The sequence below is a fragment of the Lentzea jiangxiensis genome (assembly GCF_900104175.1).
In the GTDB taxonomy this organism is placed as follows: Bacteria; Actinomycetota; Actinomycetes; order Mycobacteriales; family Pseudonocardiaceae; genus Lentzea; species Lentzea jiangxiensis.
In genome coordinates this window covers 179,519-198,965 of sequence record NZ_FNIX01000011.1, presented here as the reverse complement: position 1 = coordinate 198,965, position 19,447 = coordinate 179,519, and the positions used below count along the sequence as shown (strand labels likewise).

19 protein-coding genes and 1 pseudogene are annotated in these 19,447 nt (G+C 70.2%); 10 read left to right on the top strand and 10 right to left on the bottom strand.

Features of this window, described 5'->3' with window-relative positions; genetic code table 11:
* Positions 1 to 125 precede the first annotated feature (125 nt).
* The 6 genes from lpdA to BLQ91_RS26115 all read left to right on the top strand — a co-directional run bounded on the left by lpdA (position 126) and on the right by BLQ91_RS26115 (position 6,153).
* On the top strand, positions 126 to 1,514 hold the full coding sequence (gene lpdA, locus BLQ91_RS26140; RefSeq protein ID WP_245733812.1) for a dihydrolipoyl dehydrogenase: 1,389 nt from the start codon (positions 126 to 128) through the stop codon (positions 1,512 to 1,514).
* Positions 1,515 to 1,565: 51 nt separating this feature from the next.
* Complete coding sequence (gene sucB / locus BLQ91_RS26135) at positions 1,566 to 3,344, top strand: 2-oxoglutarate dehydrogenase, E2 component, dihydrolipoamide succinyltransferase (protein ID WP_090100755.1); 1,779 nt, start codon at positions 1,566 to 1,568, stop codon at positions 3,342 to 3,344.
* A gap of 104 nt (positions 3,345 to 3,448) precedes the next feature.
* On the top strand, positions 3,449 to 4,339 hold the full coding sequence (locus tag BLQ91_RS26130; protein WP_090100753.1) for a TIGR01777 family oxidoreductase: 891 nt from the start codon (positions 3,449 to 3,451) through the stop codon (positions 4,337 to 4,339).
* Positions 4,336 to 4,914, top strand: a complete 579-nt coding sequence (locus tag BLQ91_RS26125; RefSeq protein WP_090100751.1) for a phosphatase PAP2 family protein — start codon at positions 4,336 to 4,338, stop codon at positions 4,912 to 4,914. Before BLQ91_RS26130 ends, BLQ91_RS26125 begins: the two co-directional genes overlap by 4 nt.
* Complete coding sequence (lipB, locus tag BLQ91_RS26120) at positions 4,871 to 5,599, top strand: lipoyl(octanoyl) transferase LipB (protein ID WP_090100748.1); 729 nt, start codon at positions 4,871 to 4,873, stop codon at positions 5,597 to 5,599. The genes BLQ91_RS26125 and lipB overlap by 44 nt, the downstream gene beginning before the upstream one ends.
* Positions 5,600 to 5,655: 56 nt before the next feature.
* Entirely contained in the window at positions 5,656 to 6,153 is a 498-nt protein-coding gene (locus BLQ91_RS26115; protein WP_143022814.1) for a hypothetical protein, read from the top strand.
* An 18-nt stretch (positions 6,154 to 6,171) separates the two neighbouring features.
* Here the strand turns inward: BLQ91_RS26115 and BLQ91_RS26110 are convergent, their stop codons facing one another.
* Genes BLQ91_RS26110 through BLQ91_RS26100 form a run of 3 tightly spaced genes read right to left on the bottom strand, consistent with a single transcriptional unit; the run spans position 6,172 to position 8,401 of the window.
* Positions 6,172 to 7,101, bottom strand: a complete 930-nt coding sequence (locus BLQ91_RS26110) for an LLM class F420-dependent oxidoreductase (RefSeq protein ID WP_090100744.1) — start codon at positions 7,099 to 7,101, stop codon at positions 6,172 to 6,174.
* A gap of 11 nt (positions 7,102 to 7,112) precedes the next feature.
* Positions 7,113 to 8,111 (bottom strand): CaiB/BaiF CoA transferase family protein, encoded by a 999-nt coding sequence (locus BLQ91_RS26105; RefSeq protein ID WP_090100849.1) that lies wholly within the window; start codon positions 8,109 to 8,111, stop codon positions 7,113 to 7,115.
* Positions 8,111 to 8,401 (bottom strand): antibiotic biosynthesis monooxygenase family protein, encoded by a 291-nt coding sequence (locus tag BLQ91_RS26100; RefSeq protein ID WP_090100742.1) that lies wholly within the window; start codon positions 8,399 to 8,401, stop codon positions 8,111 to 8,113. Before BLQ91_RS26100 ends, BLQ91_RS26105 begins: the two co-directional genes overlap by 1 nt.
* 113 nt (positions 8,402 to 8,514) lie before the next feature.
* Between BLQ91_RS26100 and BLQ91_RS26095 the strand changes: the two genes are divergently transcribed.
* Complete coding sequence (locus tag BLQ91_RS26095; protein ID WP_090100740.1) at positions 8,515 to 9,309, top strand: cyclase family protein; 795 nt, start codon at positions 8,515 to 8,517, stop codon at positions 9,307 to 9,309.
* A gap of 139 nt (positions 9,310 to 9,448) precedes the next feature.
* On the opposite strand, the gene BLQ91_RS26090 is transcribed toward BLQ91_RS26095, so the two are convergent.
* The 7 genes and pseudogenes from BLQ91_RS26090 to BLQ91_RS26055 form a co-directional block, all read right to left on the bottom strand.
* A complete protein-coding gene (locus tag BLQ91_RS26090) occupies positions 9,449 to 10,366 on the bottom strand; it encodes an acyltransferase domain-containing protein (protein WP_143022813.1) in 918 nt (305 codons plus the stop codon).
* 67 nt (positions 10,367 to 10,433) lie between these two features.
* On the bottom strand, positions 10,434 to 11,648 hold the full coding sequence (locus tag BLQ91_RS26085; protein ID WP_090100735.1) for a ketosynthase chain-length factor: 1,215 nt from the start codon (positions 11,646 to 11,648) through the stop codon (positions 10,434 to 10,436).
* Positions 11,645 to 12,913: a beta-ketoacyl-[acyl-carrier-protein] synthase family protein gene (locus BLQ91_RS26080; protein WP_090100733.1), complete on the bottom strand. Its 1,269-nt coding sequence runs from the start codon at positions 12,911 to 12,913 to the stop codon at positions 11,645 to 11,647. Before BLQ91_RS26080 ends, BLQ91_RS26085 begins: the two co-directional genes overlap by 4 nt.
* Positions 12,914 to 13,008: 95 nt before the next feature.
* Positions 13,009 to 13,623, bottom strand: a pseudogene (locus BLQ91_RS26075) (beta/alpha barrel domain-containing protein); the annotation flags it as partial.
* A 216-nt stretch (positions 13,624 to 13,839) separates the two neighbouring features.
* The gene (locus BLQ91_RS26065; protein WP_090100726.1) at positions 13,840 to 14,769 is read right to left on the bottom strand and encodes an aromatase/cyclase; all 930 of its coding nucleotides are present in this window, start codon (positions 14,767 to 14,769) and stop codon (positions 13,840 to 13,842) included.
* 27 nt (positions 14,770 to 14,796) lie between these two features.
* Positions 14,797 to 15,048 carry an acyl carrier protein gene (locus tag BLQ91_RS26060; RefSeq protein WP_090100723.1) on the bottom strand — a complete coding sequence of 84 codons (252 nt, stop codon included), beginning with the start codon at positions 15,046 to 15,048 and terminating at the stop codon, positions 14,797 to 14,799.
* Positions 15,049 to 15,258: 210 nt separating this feature from the next.
* On the bottom strand, positions 15,259 to 16,068 hold the full coding sequence (locus tag BLQ91_RS26055) for an AfsR/SARP family transcriptional regulator (RefSeq protein ID WP_090100848.1): 810 nt from the start codon (positions 16,066 to 16,068) through the stop codon (positions 15,259 to 15,261).
* Positions 16,069 to 16,277: 209 nt separating this feature from the next.
* Between BLQ91_RS26055 and BLQ91_RS40485 the strand changes: the two genes are divergently transcribed.
* From BLQ91_RS40485 to BLQ91_RS26045, 3 genes are read left to right on the top strand one after another with little or no spacing between them, the layout of a single operon-like run.
* On the top strand, positions 16,278 to 16,460 hold the full coding sequence (locus tag BLQ91_RS40485; RefSeq protein WP_143022812.1) for a hypothetical protein: 183 nt from the start codon (positions 16,278 to 16,280) through the stop codon (positions 16,458 to 16,460).
* Positions 16,457 to 18,718: a TOMM precursor leader peptide-binding protein gene (locus tag BLQ91_RS26050; protein ID WP_090100722.1), complete on the top strand. Its 2,262-nt coding sequence runs from the start codon at positions 16,457 to 16,459 to the stop codon at positions 18,716 to 18,718. The genes BLQ91_RS40485 and BLQ91_RS26050 overlap by 4 nt, the downstream gene beginning before the upstream one ends.
* Positions 18,719 to 18,737: 19 nt before the next feature.
* Positions 18,738 to 19,382 carry a hypothetical protein gene (locus tag BLQ91_RS26045; protein ID WP_090100720.1) on the top strand — a complete coding sequence of 215 codons (645 nt, stop codon included), beginning with the start codon at positions 18,738 to 18,740 and terminating at the stop codon, positions 19,380 to 19,382.
* Positions 19,383 to 19,447: the final 65 nt, after the last annotated feature.

The following is a 19,447-nucleotide window of genomic DNA, read 5'->3' as shown; positions in this document are numbered from 1 at the left end:
GTGAATGATCGGGTTCGTGACGCGGTGTCCCCATGCCGGATCACCGTGCTCCGGCAACTAGTGACAAGATGGCCGCGTACCTCGCGCGCACCCGCGCGTAGTAAGTAATCCCGAGGAGATCCGAAGTGACTTCGCCGGAACTGGAGTCGGCCACCAACGCCGATCTCGTCATCCTCGGCGGCGGTTCGGGCGGCTACGCCTGCGCGTTCCGCGCGGCCGAGCTCGGCCTGTCCGTCGTCCTGGTCGAGAAGGACAAGCTGGGTGGCACCTGCCTGCACCGCGGCTGCATCCCGACCAAGGCGCTGCTGCACGCGGCCGAGGTCGCGGACAACGCCCGCGAAGGCGACCAGTTCGGTGTGAAGTCCTCGCTCGAGGGCATCGACATCGCCGGCGTCAACTCGTACAAGGACGGCGTGATCTCGCGGCTCTACAAGGGCCTGCAGGGTCTCGCGAAGGCCAACAAGGTCACCCTGGTCGAGGGCGCGGGCACGTTCGTCGGCCCGAACACCGTCGAGGTGAACGGCCGGCGCTACACGGGCCGCAACGTCGTCCTCGCGACCGGTTCGTACGCCCGCAGCCTGCCCGGTCTGGAGATCGGCGGCCGGGTCATCACCAGCGACCAGGCGCTCAACCTGGACTTCATCCCGGAGAAGGTCGTCGTGCTGGGCGGCGGCGTCATCGGCGTGGAGTTCGCGAGCGTGTGGCGCTCGTTCGGCGCCGATGTGACCATCGTCGAGGCCCTGCCCCGCCTGGTCCCCGCCGAGGACGAGTACGCGTCCAAGCAGCTGGAGCGCGCGTTCCGCAAGCGCGGCATCAAGTTCAAGACCGGCGTGAAGTTCACCGGCGCCACCCAGTCCGACTCGGGTGTCTCGGTCACGCTGGAGAACGGCGACGTCCTCGACGCCGACCTGCTGCTCGTCGCGGTCGGCCGCGGCCCCAACAGCGCGGGTCACGGCTACGAGGAGGCCGGGATCACCATCGAGCGCGGCTTCGTGGTCACCGACGAGCGGCTGCGCACGAACCTGCCGAACGTCTACGCCGTCGGCGACATCGTGCCGGGCCTGCAGCTCGCGCACCGCGGTTTCCAGCAGGGCATCTTCGTGGCCGAGGAGATCGCGGGCCAGAACCCGAAGGTCATCGACGAGGCGGGCATCCCGCGCGTCACCTACTGCAAGCCCGAGGTCGCCTCCGTCGGTCTCTCCGAGGCCGCGGCCAAGGAGAAGTACGGTTCGGCCGAGACGTTCGTCTACGACCTGGCGGGCAACGGCAAGAGCCAGATCCTCAAGACCGCCGGCGGCGTGAAGCTCGTCAAGGCGCCCGACGGCCCGGTCGTCGGCATCACCATGGTCGGCGAGCGCGTCGGCGAACTCATCGGTGAGGCCCAGCTGATCTACAGCTGGGAGGCTTACCCGGAGGACGTGGCTCCCCTGATCCACGCCCACCCGACCCAGACTGAAGCCCTAGGCGAGGCGTTCCTCGCCCTGGCCGGCAAGCCGCTGCACGTGCACGGCTGACCGTTCCCCACACAAAGTCAGCCACACGAGAGCACGAGGAGTCAGCGAACAATGGCCTTCTCCGTCCAGATGCCCGCACTCGGTGAGAGTGTCACCGAGGGCACGGTCACCCGGTGGTTGAAGCAGGAAGGCGACCGGGTGGAGGTGGACGAGCCGTTGCTCGAGGTGTCCACCGACAAGGTCGACACCGAGATCCCCTCCCCCGCGGCGGGCGTCCTGCAGAAGATCGTCGCGCAGGAGGACGACACCGTCGAGGTCGGTGGCGAGCTCGCGGTCATCGGCGACGGTGACGGCGGTTCCGCCGAGCCCGCGCCCGCCCCGGCGCAGGAGTCCGCCCCCGAACCCGAGCCGCAGCAGACGCAGCCGGCTCCGCAGCAGCCTTCCGAGGAAGCCCAGGAGGCTCCCGCGGCGCCCGCCCAGTCCGGTGGTTCCGCCGAGGGCACCGACGTCACGATGCCCGCGCTCGGCGAGTCCGTCACCGAGGGCACCGTCACCCGCTGGCTGAAGCAGGTCGGCGACAGCGTCGAGGTCGACGAGCCGCTGCTCGAGGTCTCGACCGACAAGGTCGACACCGAGATCCCGTCGCCGGTCGCGGGCACGCTGCTCGAGATCGTCGCCGGTGAGGACGAGACCGTCGAGGTCGGCGGCAAGCTCGCCGTCGTCGGTTCCGGCAGCCCGGCGGCGCAGTCCGCTCCCGCGCCGGAGTCGAAGCCCGAGCCGAAGCAGGAGGCCCCCGCCCCCGCGCCGAAGCAGGAGGAGGCCCCGAAGCAGCAGGCCCCGGCTCCGCAGGCCGCCCCGGCGCCGAAGCAGGAAGCTCCCGCTGCGCCTGCCGCGTCTGCTGAGTCTGCCGCGTCTGCTGTGTCCTCCTCGGACGACGCGAACGGCACGCCGTACGTGACGCCGCTCGTGCGCAAGCTCGCGTCGGAGAACGGCATCGACCTGGGCTCGCTCAAGGGCACCGGTGTCGGTGGCCGCATTCGCAAGCAGGACGTGCTCGCCGCCGTCGAGGCCAAGAAGGCCCCGGCTCCGGCGCCCGCCGCCGCTGCACCGGCCGCCACCGCCCCCGCCGCCCGCACCGCCACCCCGGCCGCGGCCGACAACTCGGGCAAGCGCGGCACCGTGCAGAAGCTCCCGCGCCTGCGCCAGATCGTCGCGCAGCGCACGCGGGAGTCGCTGCAGCAGTCGGCCCAGCTCACCCAGGTGTTCGAGGTCGACGTCACCAAGATCGCCCGCCTGCGCAACCAGGCGAAGAAGGCGTTCGAGGCTCGTGAGGGCGCGAAGCTCACGTTCCTGCCTTTCTTCGCCAAGGCCGCCATCGAGGCGCTCAAGGCCCACCCGGTGCTCAACGCGTCGATCGACGAGGAGCGCAAGGAGGTCACCTATCACGGTGCCGAGCACCTCGGCCTGGCGATCGACACGGAGCGCGGCCTGCTCAACGCCGTGATCCACAACGCCGGTGACCTGAACCTGTCGGGCATCGCCCACAAGATCGGTGACCTGGCGGCGCGTGCCCGGTCGAACAAGCTCACGCCGGACGAGCTCGCCGGTGGCACGTTCTCGCTGACCAACCTCGGCAGCAACGGCGCCCTCTTCGACACCCCGATCATCCAGCAGCCGCAGGTCGGCATCCTGGGCGTCGGCGTCGTGAAGAAGCGCCCGGTCGTCCTGACCGACGAGGACGGCAACGACACGATCGCGATCCGCTCGATGATGTACCTCGCGCTCACCTACGACCACCGCCTGGTCGACGGTGCGGACGCGGGCCGCTTCCTCACGACGGTCAAGAACCGTCTCGAGGAGGGCGCGTTCGAGGCCGACCTCGGCCTCTGACGCGACCACGCTGATCTGAAGGCCACCCCGGGTCCTGCCCGGGGTGGCCTTCGGCACATTCGTGCCACTGTGCACGGAATGGTCTGGTGCGGAACGATCTAGGCATGCGAGTCGTCATCGCGGGATCGTCCGGCCTGATCGGTTCGAGCCTCGTCGCGTCCATGCGCGCCGCGGGTCACGAGGTGCTGCGACTGGTGCGCCGCAAAGCCGCCGCCCCCGACGAACGCGGCTGGGACCCGTACGCGGGCCGCGTCGACGAGGGCACGTTCGACGGCGTCGACGCCGTCATCAACCTGTGCGGCGCGGGCATCGGCGACAAGCGGTGGGACGACGCGCGCAAGCAGGTCCTGCACGACAGCAGGGTCGTCCCGACCGAGGTGCTGTCGGCGGCGGTCGTCGAGCACGGCGTCCCCGCGCTCATCAACTCCTCCGGCGCCCACTTCTACGGCGACACCGGATCGCGGCTCGTGGGCGAGGACGCGCCGGCCGGGCACACCTACATGGCGCGGCTGACGCAGGACTGGGAGGCGGCGACGTCGGCGGCCCAGGCGGGTGGCGTCCGGGTGGTGCTGATGCGCACCGCCGTCGTCATCTCCCCGTCGGGTGGCGTGTTCGGCCGGTTGAAGCCGGTGTTCCAGTTCTTCCTCGGCGGCAAGCTCGGGACCGGTGAGCAGTTCTTCCCGTGGGTGTCGCTGGACGACGTCGTGTCCGCCTACCGGTTCGTCACCGAGCACCAGGAGATCCGCGGCCCGGTCAACGTCGCCGCGCCCACCCCGGCGACGAACGCCGAGTTCACCAAGGCGGCCGGTGCGGCGCTGAACCGGCCGACGCCGTGGGTCGTCCCGGCGTTCGCGCTGAAGACGCTGCTCGGCGGTGAGATGGCGCAGGAGCTGCTGCTGAGCGGTCCCGGCCTCACGCCGGGGGTGCTGGAGGCGCACGGGTTCCCGTTCCTGCACCCGGCGCTGCCGTCCGCCCTGAACGCGGCGGTCGCATGACTCGTGCGTTCGCCGCGGTGCTGGTGATCTCGTGGATCCTGCTGGGTCTGCCGGAGACGACGGTGCTCGACGTCTGGGCGCACGACGTGCTGCCGAGACCGGACTGGCTGCGGGCCACGGCGTTCGCGGTGAGCCTGGTCCTGGGGCCGACGGTCGGGTGGGCGTTCGCGGCGGTGCTGTCCGTGCTGGCCTGGCGGCGGCGCGACCCGCGGCTGTGGAAGGCGCTCGCGCTGCACGCCCTGTGCTGCGCGACGATCTTCACGCGCTTCCTCTTCGACCGCGTGCGCCCCGTCGAGTACCACCTGCCGAGCTACCCGAGCGGGCACACGGTGGCGGTCGCGTCGGTCTGCTTCACCCTGGTCGTCCTGCTCAGGCGCGGGGTTCTGTGGGCCGTGCTCGCCGTGCTGGTGGCCGGGTTCGCGAGGGTCGTGCTGGAGATGCACTGGGTCACCGACGTCCTCGGCGCGGCGCTGGGTGTGACGGGCGTCGGACTCTTGGCGGCCACCGCTCTGGGGTTGGTAACGTCGGGTCGTGAACTCGTGCCGCACCTCGTCAGACCCCGTCGTCATCCGTGAGCTGGGGCTCATCGACTACATGGCGGCGTGGGACCTGCAGAAGGAGATCGCCGAGGCGCGTGCCGCCGGCACCACCCCGGACACGCTGCTGCTGCTCGAGCACCCGCCCGTCTACACCTGCGGCCGGCGCACCCTCGACGAGGAGCGCCCACGCGGTGGCGGCACGCCGGTCGTCGACGTCGACCGCGGCGGCAAGATCACCTGGCACGGTCCCGGCCAGCTGGTCGGCTACCCGATCGTCAAGCTCGCCGACCCGATCGACGTCGTGGAGTACGTGCGGCGCGTCGAGCAGGGCCTGATCGACGTCTGCGACAAGCTCGGCGTGCACACCGGCCGGGTCGAGGGCCGCAGCGGCGTGTGGCTGCCCGCCGACGACCGCGGTCCCGAGCGCAAGGTCGCCGCGATCGGCATCCGCGTGCAGCGCGGCGTGACCATGCACGGCTTCGAGATCAACTGCAACGCGAGCCTCGACGCGTTCGACGACATCATCCCGTGCGGCATCAAGGACGCGGGCGTCGCTTCTCTCTCGCACGAACTGGGCCGCGACGTCACCGTCGCCGAGGTGCTGCCGATCGCCCGTGACTCCGTGCTCGCGGCGCTCGACGGCACGCTCCCCCTGACGGACCGCACTTTGACCCGTTCCGGCCCCGTCGCCGCGGGTATCACCTTCGCTAGCATTCCGTAGCCCTGCGGCGGGGAGCGGCGGAGTTCTCCTTCGGGGCCTGCGGAGGAGGGTGCGTCGTGAGGTTGTCCCGACGCCAGTTGTTCACCGCTGCGGGTGTCACGGCACTGGCAGCGGCGGGTACCACGTCGACCGGGCCGGTGGCGGTGGCCGCGCCCGCGCGCACGTGGCCCGGCGAGATCCAGGTCGCGGAGTGGGAGCGGTACTTCCTCGGGCTCGACGGCGGCGCGCACCAGAAGGCGCTCGACGCGCTCGGCATCCCGCACCGCGACGGCGTGCGCGCGGACGAGCAGTACCTGGTGGTGCCGGCCGGGTCCGTCCGGCGGGCGGCGCTGGAGTTCGGCGACCACGCCGCCGCCGACGTGCTGCGCGAGCGGTTCGGCCTCGACTCGCCGTCGATGCTCGGGCGCGGGCTGGAGCTGGTGCTGGGGCAGGGCGGGCTGGAGCGGCGCTACCTCGAGGACCCCGGCCTGCAGCTGCGGTACATCGGACATCGGCGACCGTTCGCGAAGCACGTCCTGCCGATGCCGGCGGCGGTCCGCGAAGCGCTCGCCTGATGTCCGATGTCCGAGGTCTCAGAGCTGGGGAGCCACGTCCGACGCGACCTCGGTGATGTGGTCGAGGTCGGCGAGGTCCAGGACCTGCAGGTACACCCGCTGCACACCGGTCGCCTCGCGCCACTGCCCGATGCGGTCGACGACCTCGGCCGGGGTGCCGGCCAGGCCGTTCTCCCTGAGCTCGTCGACCTCCCGGCCGATCGCGGCGGCACGGCGGGCGATGTCGGCGTCGGTGCGGCCCACGCACGCGACGAGCGCGACGGAGCGGATGAGCTCCTCCGGGTCGCGGCCGATCTCCTCGCACGCGGCGTCGACGCGCCCGAACTGCTCCACCGCGGCGTCGATGCCGACGAACGGCAGGTTGAACTCGGTGGCGTAGGACGCGGCCAGCGCCGGGGTGCGCTTGGCGCCCATGCCGCCGATCAGCACCGGGACGCGTTCCTGCGCGGGCTTGGGCAGCGCGGGCGAGTCGGTGAGCGCGTAGTGCTTGCCCTCGAACGAGAACGTGCCGCCCTCGGGGGTCTCCCACAGGCCGGTGATGATCGCGACCTGCTCCTCGTAGCGCTCGAAGCGCTCCCCCAGCGCCGGGAACGGGATGCCGTACGCGGTGTGCTCGGCCTCGTACCAGCCGGCGCCGATGCCGAACTCCACGCGGCCGCCGGACATCTGGTCGACCTGGGCGACGCTGATGGCGAGCGGGCCGGGGTGGCGGAACGTCGCGGCGGTCATCAGCGTGCCCAGGCGGATCGTCGACGTGTCGCGGGCGAGCCCGGCGAACGTGATCCACGGGTCGGTCGGGCCGGGCAGGCCGTCGACCGACCCCATCTTGAGGTAGTGGTCGGAGCGGAAGAAAGCGCCGTAACCGGCGGCCTCGGCCGTCCGCGCCACCCGGAGCAGGTCGTCGTAGCTCGCCCCCTGCTGGGGCTCGGTGAAGATGCGCAGTTCCACGAAGACCGAATCTAGTCGCTGGAAAAGCGCGGCGCAGGAACGGCGGCTCCTTCCTGCGTGAACACCCCTCGTGCCACCAGGTGCGGGTGCGAGGACGCCTCCTGCAGCGTCAGCACCGGTGTCACGCAGGCGTCGGTCGAGGCGAAGACCTCCGACCACTCGTCGCGCGTCCGGGTCAGGAACACCTCGGTGAACGTTTTGCGCAGCAGCGGCCAGGAGTCGCGGTCCATCTGCTCGGGCAGGTCGGCCGCGTCCAGTTCCAGCCCGGCCAGGAGCAGGGCGTAGAACTGCGGCTCCAGCGACCCCACGGCGACGGAACGGCCGTCCGCGCACTCGTAGATCGAGTAGAACGGGCACCCGCCGTCGAGCAGGTTCGCATCCGGCGCGTCCTGCCACACCGACTGCGCCTTCATCGACCAGATCATCTGCGCGAGCGACGCCACGCCGTCGACGATCGCCGCGTCGACGACCTGACCGCGTCCGGTGCGCTGCCGCTCCCACAACGCCGCCAGCACGCCCAGCACCAGGTAGAGCGACCCGCCGCCGAAGTCGCCGACGAGGTTCAGCGGCGGTTTGCCGATCGCGTGCAGCACGCCGGTCAGCGACAGGTAGTTGATGTCGTGGCCGGCGCGCTGGGCGAGCGGGCCGTCCTGGCCCCAGCCGGTCATCCGCGCGTAGATCAGGCCGGGGTTGACCGCGAGGCAGTCGGACGGTCCGAGCCCGAGCCGTTCCAGCACGCCGGGGCGGAAGCCCTCGATCACCACGTCCGCGGACGAGATGAGCGACAGGACCGCGTCCCGGCCCTCCGGCGACTTGAGGTCCGCGGCCACCGGACGCCTGCCGCGCAACAGGAAGTCGCGGGAGGCGTCCGGCACCACGGAGAGCCCGCCGGACGGGCGTTCGACGCGCGTGACCGTCGCGCCGAGGTCCGCGAGCAGCATCGCGCCGTGCGGACCGGGGCCGATGCCGCCGAACTCGACGACCTCCAGTCCGTCCAGTGGACCCATGATCAGGCTTCGAACGACAGGCGCGGGTTGTAGATGGCGCCCGAGGACTCGGCGAGGCCGCGCATCGCCTTGGCGTGGTTGCCGAAGTCCGGGTGCGCCAGGGCGGCGCGCAGGGCGTCGGCGCTCTCCCACAGCGCGATGTTGATGTAGGAGGCCGGGTCGTCGAGCTGGCGGGAGAGCGTGTACTTGATCAGGCCCGGCTGCCCGCGCAGGAAGGCCGCCGTCTCGTCGAAGGCCTTCTCGAACTCCTCGGGGTCACCGGTGAGCGTGAAGCGGTTGAGGAAGGTGATCATGAGGTGGCACTCCCCTGAAGCAGCGGTGTGGGCGATTTCCTTTTGTCCGTCGGTAAAACCATGCACACCGCGTCTTGAGACGTGCTCAAGGAACGCCCGCCAGGCTCTGCTCCATGCGCATCATCGATCTGTCTTCCCACATTGACGCATCCGCGTACGAAGCGGACCCGGTGACGCACGAGGTGCTCACGGCCGCCCAGGGCGCGGAACACATGGCCGAGCAGCTCAAGGCGCGGCTCGGCATCGAGTTCGACGTCTCCGTGCTGCGGGACTCCGAGTTCCTCACGCTGGACCGGATCAGCCTCACCTCCCACACCGGCACGCACGTCGACGCGCCGTCGCACTACGGCTCGAAGACCACGTACGGCAACGGGATCCCGCGCCACATCGACGAGATGCCGCTGGAGTGGTTCCACAACCCCGGCGTGAAGCTCGACGTGCGCGGCCACGGCACCGGCGTCATCGGCGTCGAGGTGCTCGAGAAGGAGTTCGCGCGCATCGGCTACACGCCCAAGCCGATGGACATCGTCATCCTCGACACCGGCGCCGCCGAGCACGCGGGCACCCAGGCCTACTTCACCGACTACACCGGACTCGACGGTCCCGCCACGAACTTCCTGCTGGACCTCGGGGTCAAGGTGATCGCGACCGACGCGTTCAGCCTCGACGCGCCGTTCCCGGACATCGTCAAGCGCTACCTGCAGACCGAGGACGAGAGCGTGCTGTGGCCCGCGCACTTCGCCGGCCGCGACCGCGAGTACTGCCAGATCGAACGCCTGGCGAACCTCGACGCCCTGCCGGACTTCGGGTTCACCGTCGTCGCGTTCCCGGTCAAGATCAAGGGCGCCGGGGCGGGCTGGACCAGGGCCGTGGCCCTGCTCGACGACCAGGTCTCAAGTGAGAGCTGAATCACCGTACTTACCTTGGTAGGTATGGAAAACAGCGACATATGGCCACCCGAGAACGAAGACCACATCGTCCGCGGCATCGACTAGCAGCGCTCAAGGGCCGCCCTCCGGGAGAGGGCGGCCCTTGTCGTTCGCGAGCTCACGCCAGACGAGCACGAGCCGTTTCCACGGAGTCGGCGGCGTCCAGCAGCGGCAGCACCTGCGAGGCACCGGATCGCACGGCCTTCGTGCGGCGCGCGAACGACGTCAGCGTCTGGCCCGGCCCCGCCTCCACCAGCAGCACGTCGTACATCGCCACCAGCTCGGTGAGCGCCGGTCCGAAGTAGACGGCGTCGGTCAGCTGGCGCGTCCAGAACCGCGGGGACAGCGCGTCCTCCTCGGTCATCAGCTTGCCCGTGTAGCCGGAGTACAGCGGCATCGACGGCGCCACGGGTGAAGCGCTCCACGACGCCAGCGCCTCGTCGACGGCGGGCTGCATCGCCGGGCTGTGGAACGGCGTCGACGCCGGCACCGTCACGACGATGTAATCGTCCGCCTCCAGCCGTGCCCGCACGCGTGCCAGCGGCTCGTCGGAGCCCGCCAGCATGGTCTGCCGCGCGGAGTTCACCGCGGCGATCGCGACGTCGCCCTCCAGGTACGGCAGCAGGTCGGCCTCGGAGGCGGCGGCGGCGAGCATGCCGCCGGACGGGATGGGCACGGCGGACAGCACGCGGTCGCGCACCAGGGACACGGCTTCCTCCAGCGAGAACACGCCCGCCAGCGTCGCCGCGACGACCTCGCCGGCGGAGTGCCCGATCAGCGCGACGGGCTCCACGCCCCACGACAGGACGGTGCGGCCCAGCGCGTAGTCGACCGCGAACAGCAACGGCTGCGCGCGGGACACGTGGTCGATGTCGGCGCCGGACAGCCAGTCCTCGCAGGCGACCGAGCCGACCTCGCCGAAGAGCTCGAACACCTCGTCGACCACCGAGGTGAACACGGCGTCCGTGCCGTACAGGGAGGCCGCCATCCGCGGGTACTGCGACCCCTGCCCGGGAAACATCAGTGCTACGTCCACAAGTCGCCTCCAGAAACGGCTCGGGGGCCGTGAGAGAGAAAACCCCCACGGCCCCCGAGGCACGACATCACCTGTATTCGCGAACCACCATGGCGGAGTTGTAGCCGCCCTTGCCGCGTCCGAGCACCAGCGCGGCCTTGATCTTGCCGTGCCGAGCCTCGTTCATGACGAGGTCGAGCTCGTACTCCGGCACGAGGTTCTCGACGTTGATGGTCGGCGGGATCGCGCTCCAGTAGATGGAGAGGATCGCCGACGCCACGTCGAGGGAGCCGCCACCGGCGAACAGGCGGCCCGTCATCGTCTTCGGGGCCGTCACCGGCACGCCGTACGGCCCGAAGATCGCCTTGATCGCGTCGGCCTCCGCCTTGTCGAGCTCCGGGATGCCCGCCGCGTCGGCGAACACCACGTCGATCTCCGAGGCGTCCATGCCGGCGTCGCGCAGTGCGAGCTCGGCCGCGCGCTTGAGGCCGGGCTCCCGCGACGGCATCTTCGAGTCGAACGTCGAGGCGTACCCGACGATCTCGCCGTAGATGCGCGTGCCGGGACGGCCCGCCGCCGACTCCGGCGTCTCGACCACCATGATCGCGCCACCCTCGCCCGCGACGTAACCGGCTGCGTCGCGGTCGAACGGCAGGTAGGCGCGCTTCGGGTTGTTGTTGCGCGACAGTCGTCCCGACGCCTGGTGGGCGACCCACGCCCACGGGCACAGCGAGGAGTCCATGCCGCCGGTCAGCGCGAGCTGCACGCCCTTGCGCAGCTGGCGCCGGGCGTGGCCGATGGAGTCGATGCCACCGGCCTGCTCGGACACCACCACCGCGCCGGGACCGCGTGTGCCGTGCCGGATGGAGATCTGGCCCGTGTTGACCGCGTAGAACCACGCGAACGACTGGTACGCCGAGACGTACTCGGGCCCCTGGAGCCACAGCTTCTGCAGCTCGCGCTGGCCGAACTCGTACCCGCCCGCCGTCGCCGCGGTGATCACCGCGATGTCGGTGTCCGGGATGTCGTTCGGCTGCACACCCGCGCCGCGCAACGCCCAGTCGGTGCCCACCAGCGTCAACCGCGTCATGTGGTCCGTCTGCGGCAGGAGCCGGCCCTGCAGGTGCCGGCCTGCCTCGAAGCCCGGTACCTCACCGGCGATCTTGGCCCAGTAGTTGGCGCTGTCGAACCGGGTGATCGGCTTGATCGCCGCCTCGCCCTGCAGGGTCGCCCGCCAGTAGGCGGTCGGCCCCAGCCCGGTCGGCGAGGCGATGCCGATTCCCGTCACCACCGCACGAGTCACCGGCCTGCCCCTTCCACCTTTTTGAGCACCATGGCGCTCTGGAATCCACCGAAACCACTGCCCACCGTGAGGACCGTGTTGACCTTCTTCTCGCGCGCGACCAGCGGCGTGTAGTCGAGGTCGCACTCGGGGTCCGGCTCGTGCAGGTTCGCCGTCGGCGGGATGAGGTCCTGCTCGAACGCCAGCAGCGAGCCGACGATCTCCAGGGACCCGATCGCACCCAGCGAGTGCCCGATCATCGACTTGAAGCCGGAGACCGGGGTCTTGAACGCGTGCGCACCCAACGAACGCTTGAACGCGGCCGTCTCGTGCAGGTCGTTCTGCTTGGTGCCCGACCCGTGCGCGTTGATGTAGCCGACGTCCGTGGCGTCCGCCCGCGCCTGCTTCAGCGCGATGTTGATGGCGTCGGACATCTCGATGCCCTCGGGGTGCAGGCCCGTCATGTGGTAGGCGTTGCACCGCGAGGCGAAGCCGCCGATCTCACCGTAGATGTGCGCGCCGCGAGCCCGCGCGTGCTCCAGCTCCTCGAGCACGATGATCGCGCAACCCTCGCCCAGCACCAGGCCGTCGCGGGTCTTGTCGAACGGCCGGCACGCCGTGGTGGGGTCGTCGTTGCGGGTGCTGGACGCGCGGATCACGTCGAAGCACACCACGGTGATCGGGGAGAGCGGGGCCTCGGTGCCGCCGGTGACGACGACGTCCGCGGAGCCCTCCATGATCAGCTCGGCCGCGTAACCGACCGAGTCGAGACCGGAGGTGCAGCCCGTGGAGACCACGGAGACCGGTCCCTCCGCGCCGACCGTCCACGCCAGCTCCGTCGCCATCGAGGACGGCGTGAAGTAGTCGTAGAGGTGCGGGACGGCGTAGGACTGGTCGACCTCCCAGTACTTGCCCCGGTCGGAGCCGACGATGAACTCGCGCTCCAGCGAGGTCGTGCAGCCGACCGCGGTGCCGAGCGAGACGCCGATGCGGCCGGGGTCGAGCTGGTCGAACTCGATGCCGGAGTCGGACATCGCCTCACGACCCGCGACGACGGCGAACTGCGCCGCGCGGTCGAGCCGGCGGATCTCCTGCGGCGTCAGACCTTCGCGCACGGGGTCGAAATCTGCCTCACCCGCCATGCGGGAGCGGTACGGAGACGCGTCGAAGTGCGTGATGGTGCGAGTCGCCGTACGCCCTTCGGACAGCAGTTTCCAATACGCCTTCGTTCCTATGCCACCAGGTGCGACCACGCCCACCCCGGTGATGACGGCGCGACGACTCATCGGACACCTCCAATCGCCTTTTGTGCGGACATGGTCTGCTCCAATCTCGGACAGGGCACGGGAGCGATACCTGTCTCTGCCGAATGAACCGATGGTGAGACGGCCCGATCGAGGCCACCTCGAACTACGGCGTAGGACCCCTGTACGAGCCCGGCCCCCGCCTCGGTCGCGAACAGCTGCTTCGCCGCCGAACCACCGTCGTCGTGACATCCGAAGCCGACGGGCACACCGGTTTCCGCGATCGTCTCGACGATCTCGCCGATCTGGTCCGGCCACAGCCCGCCGGCGGTGTCGTGCAGCAACACGGTTTCCGCCCCAGCCTCCGCGGCGGTCAGAACGACCTCCAGAGCGTGCTCGGGGTCGATCAGCCAGCCGTCGAAGAAGTCCCGCGCCTCGACGACCACTCGTCGTCCGGCGCGCACGAGTCGGCGCACGGCTTCGCGGACCTCCGAGAAGCCGTGCCCTTGGACAACTATCGCCACCGCGGGGGTCTCCGCGGTGATCAGTGCGGTGAGGTCCTCCGGAGCACCGGAGGCGATGAGGGTGGCGGTCCGCAGCCGGAGCTCGATCGCGGCACGGCGGTAGAACCGCTGTGCCGGCCGGCCTCCGTCGACGAACGCCACCCCGAGCGCGTCGAGGCGCCGCGCCGCGACCAGCCGGTCCGAAGTGGACAGGCCGGGGCGGCGCAGCGACACGTCGTAGAGCTTCATCCGGCCTCCGTGCCTCGGCGTTCAGAAGCCCGACAGCAGTACTCGGGCAGCCTCGATCTCATGAGCGCAGTGCCCCACCTCCGCGGGACACCCGTTGCGCTGATGTTCGATCGCGGCCTTCTCCAGGTACATGGACACCACGTGGAGCCCGTTGCGACTTGCGGCGCGTGCAGCGGTGATGAGCAAGTCCGCGCCACCCGACCCCATCGCGTCACCTCATCCGTTCTCGGCGAATTCCTTGGCGTGTCGAAGCGTCGTGAGGCTGTTGGTGCCCAGCGCGGTGCGGATGAGCTCGCGAGCGCGCTCGACCGTGCCGTCGGCCCCCAGCACCTCGGGGACGGCCTCGGGCCGGATGACGACCGTGTGGTGCGAGGTCGCCTCGATGCCCGCACCGTCGGCGAGGTCCCGGAACGTCCACCGGCCGACGTGCGCGGCCATGATCGGCGGCGTGTGCGTCTGCTTGTAGACGATGCCCTCGTACGGGGTGCAGACCCGCACCGAGTGCGTGGTGTGGATCGACCCGTCCGGGCTGCGGGTGTCCATCTCCATGGACTGCACCCCGGTGACGGCCTCGGTGAGGTCCAAGCGCGCCACGTGCGGCAGTCGCTGTGGCCACAGGTCCGAGCGGTACAGGAACTCGTAGACGTCCTCGCGGCCCGCCTGGATCGTGACGCTGTCCGAGAACGACAGCACCAGCTTGTCGTAGTCGTCGCCGTACTCGGCCGCCCGCTTGAGGGCGGCGAGCTCGGCGTCGCTGTTGTTGTTGACGGCGTTCAGGATGAGGTCGACCGCCTCCGGCTGCGCTGCCGTGAAGTGGTGGAGCAGATCGACCCGAGTCGCCGAGTCGGCGATCGGGACGATCCGCCACTCCCCACCCATCGTCTTCACCGGTGCCGCCGAGCGCTCCTGCTCGAAGGAGATGTGCAGGTTCGCCGGGTCGAGCTCGCGACGAGACGTCCACGTGCGCACGTCACCGTTGGCGAACGCGTGCAACCGCAACCGCTCGGTCGAGCCATCCCGTTCGAACACCTCGGCGTGCACCGTGGGTCCGAAGATGTACGGCCAGGTCGTCACGTCCGCGACCAAGTCGTACACCACCTTGGCGGGAGCCCCGATCATGACCGTGTGCGTGGTGGTGTGCGTCATGTCCGTCTCCGTTCCGGTTCGCCGGCGTCAGGCCGCGATCTGTCCGTTGACCTTGTCCAGCAGCTGACGTGGCGTCTCGATGTACGCCATCTCGTCGTCGGCGATGGAGGCACCGTGCTTGCGCTTGATCAGCGCGACCGTCTCCAGCAGGGCAAGGGAGTCGAAGCCCAGCTCGAGGAACGGGGTGTCGAGGATGTCCTGGCCCGGCTTGAACGAGTCGTCGTCGCCCGCGGCCTCGTTGAGGATCTCCTGGAGACCCTCGATGGTCAGTGCGCTCACGGTAGCTTCCTTTCCTCCAGCGGGCGGTTTCCGCGCGCCATGACCGAGGTTGTCAGCGCGCGGCAGTGGGCCGCTGGAGATGCCCTCGAAGAAACCCTGGCGGCACAGCGAAAACGGCCCCTGCCACGGTGTGGCGGGAGCCGCTGGAAATGTGCTCGGGTCTGACGTGCGGCCCCGCTCGGCCGGAGCCGGGACACCGCGGAACGGGACTCAGGCGAGAAGACGTTGCAACTGCACGGTTTCCGTGCTGTCCAGTCGCGGGTCGGACGTGAGAATGGCGTGCTGCAACAGTTGCAGGCGCGACGAGGGCTCGACGCCGAGCTCCCGGTTCAGCGTGGTGTGCAGGGCCTTGAACGCGTCGAGCGCCTGCCACTGCCGGCCGGCGCGGAACAGCGAGATCATGTACTGCGCGCACAGGTTCTCGTTCATCGGGTTCTGCACGCTCAGCACGGAGAGTTCGCTGAGCAAGACCGTGTGCTTGCCCATCCGCAGCTCCGCGTCGATGCGCGTCTCCAGGGCGCTCAGGCGCGCCTCCTCCAGGCGCACGACCTCGATGCCGAGCGGCATCCCGGGCCGCACGTCCACCACGGCCGTGCCGCGCCACATGTCCAGCGCCTGCCGCAGCAGCCGGGAGGCGCTGGCGTAGTCCTCGACGTCGTAGGCCTGCTGGCCGGCGCGGGCGACGCGTTCGAACTCGTGCACGTCGACGGACTCCGGCGGCACGTCGAGCAGGTAGCCGCCGTACCGGGTGACGAGCACCTCCTTCGCGCCGTTCTCGCCGAACGACGACAGCGCGTCGCCGATCAGCTTGCGCAACTGGAGGATGTAGGTCTGCAGGGTGGTGCGGGCACTGCGCGGCGGCCGGTCGCCCCACAGCTCCTCCACCAGCGTGGGCACGGAGACGACCTGCCTGGAGTTCAGCGCCAGCAGTGCCAGGATCTGCCGCGGCTTGGCCGCCGTGGGAGTCACCGAGCGACCGTTCAGCACGGCCTCGACAGGCCCCAAAACCTTGATCTGCATCGCGACTCCTCCTTCGGTTCCGAGCACGCCACTAGTCTGCTCGGCCCAACGGGGGCGCGTTAGTGCACGGACCACCGATGTCAGATGAGTTCTGCCCGCGAGGGGTATGAAAACTTCATACGGCGGCGCATTAGTCAGTAACTACCGAGGCATCAACACCGGTCCGCATGCTTACCCACAACAAATCACCCCAAACCCCGGAGCTGAACATGCACCCCACCGCCAACGTGGAGCACCTGCCTTCTTCCGTCGTCACCGCGGACGACTCCGACGACATGAAGATCTACCAGTTCGACCGCGAGGCCTCGATGGACTGGTTCATCGGGGTCGGCTGGACGGCCACGGCGCCGGGCAGCGCGTACCGCGTGCAGGACGAGGTCCTCGCTGCATGACACCCGAACTGGCTGAACCGCACGAACAACGCATCGGGTTCCGGCGCCACCTGCGACCGCAGATCGTCCAGGGCGAGGCCGTGTACCTGATCGGGGAAACCGGGGTCACCGCGATCCAGGGTTCCCACGTCGAGTCGCTCGCACCGCTGCTCGACGGCACTCGTGACCTCGCCGCCGTGCTGCGTGACCTGCCCGCCGGTCTGACGGCCGACACGGTCGGCCGCATGCTCACCAGGCTCGCCGCGGCGGGACTGATCGGGCCACGCGGTGAGGAGGACGGTTCAGCCACGACCGAGGCCACGCTCGCCTACTGGGACGCGGCGGGCCTCGACTCCTCGGACGCGGTGGCGGCGACAACGACGTCGCTCGTCTCCGTCGTCGCGATCGGTGACATCGCGCACGACTCGCTCGTGGAAGCCTTGCACCGCAACGAAATCATGGTCACCCCTCGGGGTGGCGACCTGACGGTCGTCGCCTGTGCCGACTACCTGGCACCCGAACTGCGCGACATCGACGAGGCGCACCGGGCGGCCGGAAAGCCCTGGCTGCTGGTCAAGCCCGTGGGCGCGGAAGTGTCCGTCGGGCCGTTCTTCACCCCCGGCGACGGCCCGTGCTGGCGATGCCTGGCGGTCCGGTTGTCGGCGAACCGCAAAGCCGAGGCACACGTGCGGCGGCGGTGCGGGCAACAGGGTCCCGCACCACGGCCTGCCATCGGCCTGCCGTCGCTCAGCGCGATGGCGCTGGAGATCGCCTCGGTGGAGACGGCCAAGTGGCTCGCCGGCATCCGCCAGGACGCGCAGCGGACCATCTGGAGCTACGACAGCCTGACCATGCGGGTCGCGCAGCACGACGTGCGGGTCCGTCCGCAGTGCTCGGGCTGTGGCGACCCCGGAGTCGTCGCGCGCAGGGCGTTCGAGCCGGTCGAGCTCACGAGCCGCGCGAAGCACTCCAGCGACGGCGGCGGCCACCGGTCGTCACCCCCGCAGGAGGTGCTCGACACCTACCGGCACCTGGTGGGCCCGGTCACCGGCATCGTCAAGGAGATCCGCCGCGACGACAACGGCCCCGCGTTCTTCAACTCCTTCCGCTCCGGCTCGAACGTCGCCGCCGGGGAAGGCATCGAGGGGCTGCGTTCGGCGCTGCGCGCGGACACCGGCGGCAAGGGTGTCACGGCCCTCGACGCCCGCGTCGGGGCGCTGTGCGAGGCCGTGGAACGACGCAGCGGCGTGTACGTCGGCGACGAGGCCCGGGTGAGCGGCAGCTACCGGTCGCTGACCGGCCGGGCGATCCACCCCGACACCGTCCAGCACTACCACCCGCACCAGTTCGCCGGCCGCGAGCGGTGGAACGCGGCGCACTCGGACTTCCAGCACGTCACCACCCCGTTCGACGAGGACGAGGTGATGGACTGGACACCGTTGTGGTCGCTCACCGGGCAGCGGCACAAGCTCCTGCCCACCGGCCTGCTCTACTTCGGCGCCCCCTGTTCGCCGAGCGTGAGAGCGAACTCCAACGGGTGCGCCGCGGGCAGCAGCCTGGAAGACGCCGTGCTGCAGGGGCTCCTGGAGCTCGTCGAACGCGACGCCGTCGCCATCTGGTGGTACAACCGCACGGCGGCACCGGGCATGGACCTGGACTCGTTCCACGATCCGTGGATCACGCGGAACCGCGAGGTGCACGCGAGCCTCGGCCGCGAGGTGTGGCTGCTCGACGTGACGGCGGATCTCGGCGTGCCGGTGATGGTCGCGCTGTCACGCCGCACCGGCGGCGGCCCGCGCGAGGACATCGTGCTCGGCTGCGGGGCGCACCTGGACCCGCGGATCGCCGCACGCCGGGCGCTCACCGAGCTCAACCAGTGCATGCCGATGGTGTGCGGGTCCACCGGCACGCGCGGTCTCGACGTGGACGTCCGGCGCTGGTTCGAGACCGCCACGATCGCGGACCACCCGTGGCTCGTCCCCGACTCGGCCGAGCCGGCGCGCGTCGCCCTGCACCACGGCTACACGCACCGCGAGGACCTGGCCGACGACGTCCACGCCATCCGCGCCACCCTCGAGGACCGCGGGATGGAGCTGCTGGTCCTCGACCAGACCAGGCCCGACCTCGGGTTGCCGGTCGTCCGGGTGGTCGTGCCCGGCCTGCGGCACTTCTGGTCGAGGTTCGCTCAAGGGCGCCTCTACGACGTGCCGGTACAACTGGGGCGACTGACCCGGCCCCACCGGTACGACGAGCTGAACCCGATCCCCCTGTTCATGTAGCTGCCCGAGCGGAGGCGCCGTGGTGCCCACCGAGTCGCACATCCCGGCCTGCCGCCCGTTGTGGTCGTTGCTGGAGGACGCGTTCGTCGACGAGGGAAGCGAGCACCTGACCGTGCACGGGAGGTGGGGCTCGATCGAGATCGCGGACACCAGCCCGCTCGTGCGCGAGGCGTTGCACCGCATGAGCCTGGGGCCGGTGGCGCTGGAGAACATCTCCGCGCTGCACGAGAACTTCGTGAGGTGGAGGGCCGGGGCCGGACCGTGCCTCATCTGGCGCAAGCTCAAGAACACGCTCGACCTGCTCGGTGGCTGCGTCGTGCCGTCGCTCGGGCTCAACGACGGCGCCGGCCCGATCCTGTCGCTCGTCGCCGTGACGCGGGACGCCAACTTCTGGTTGCCCTTCATCAGGGACGACGAGCCCGTCACGATGCGGTGGGGCACCGGGATCGAGCGGCTCAACGGAGACCAGGCGCTGGCGTGCCCGGGCCTCACCTACCAGGTGATCCTGCACGGCGCGCCCGCCACGGAGATCGCGAAGTCGTTGCTGGACAACGCCGGCACGATCACCGAGGTCGCCGAGACGCTGCACGTCGAGAAGACGCTGGTCGCCGACGTCGTCGCCTATCTCGCCGGAGCCGGGCTCATCGTCCCGGCCAGGTGCTGAGCCGCTGTCATGGTGCTCCGGTCACGGATCGCAAATCGCGCGACTTCCCAAGACACGCCCGTATC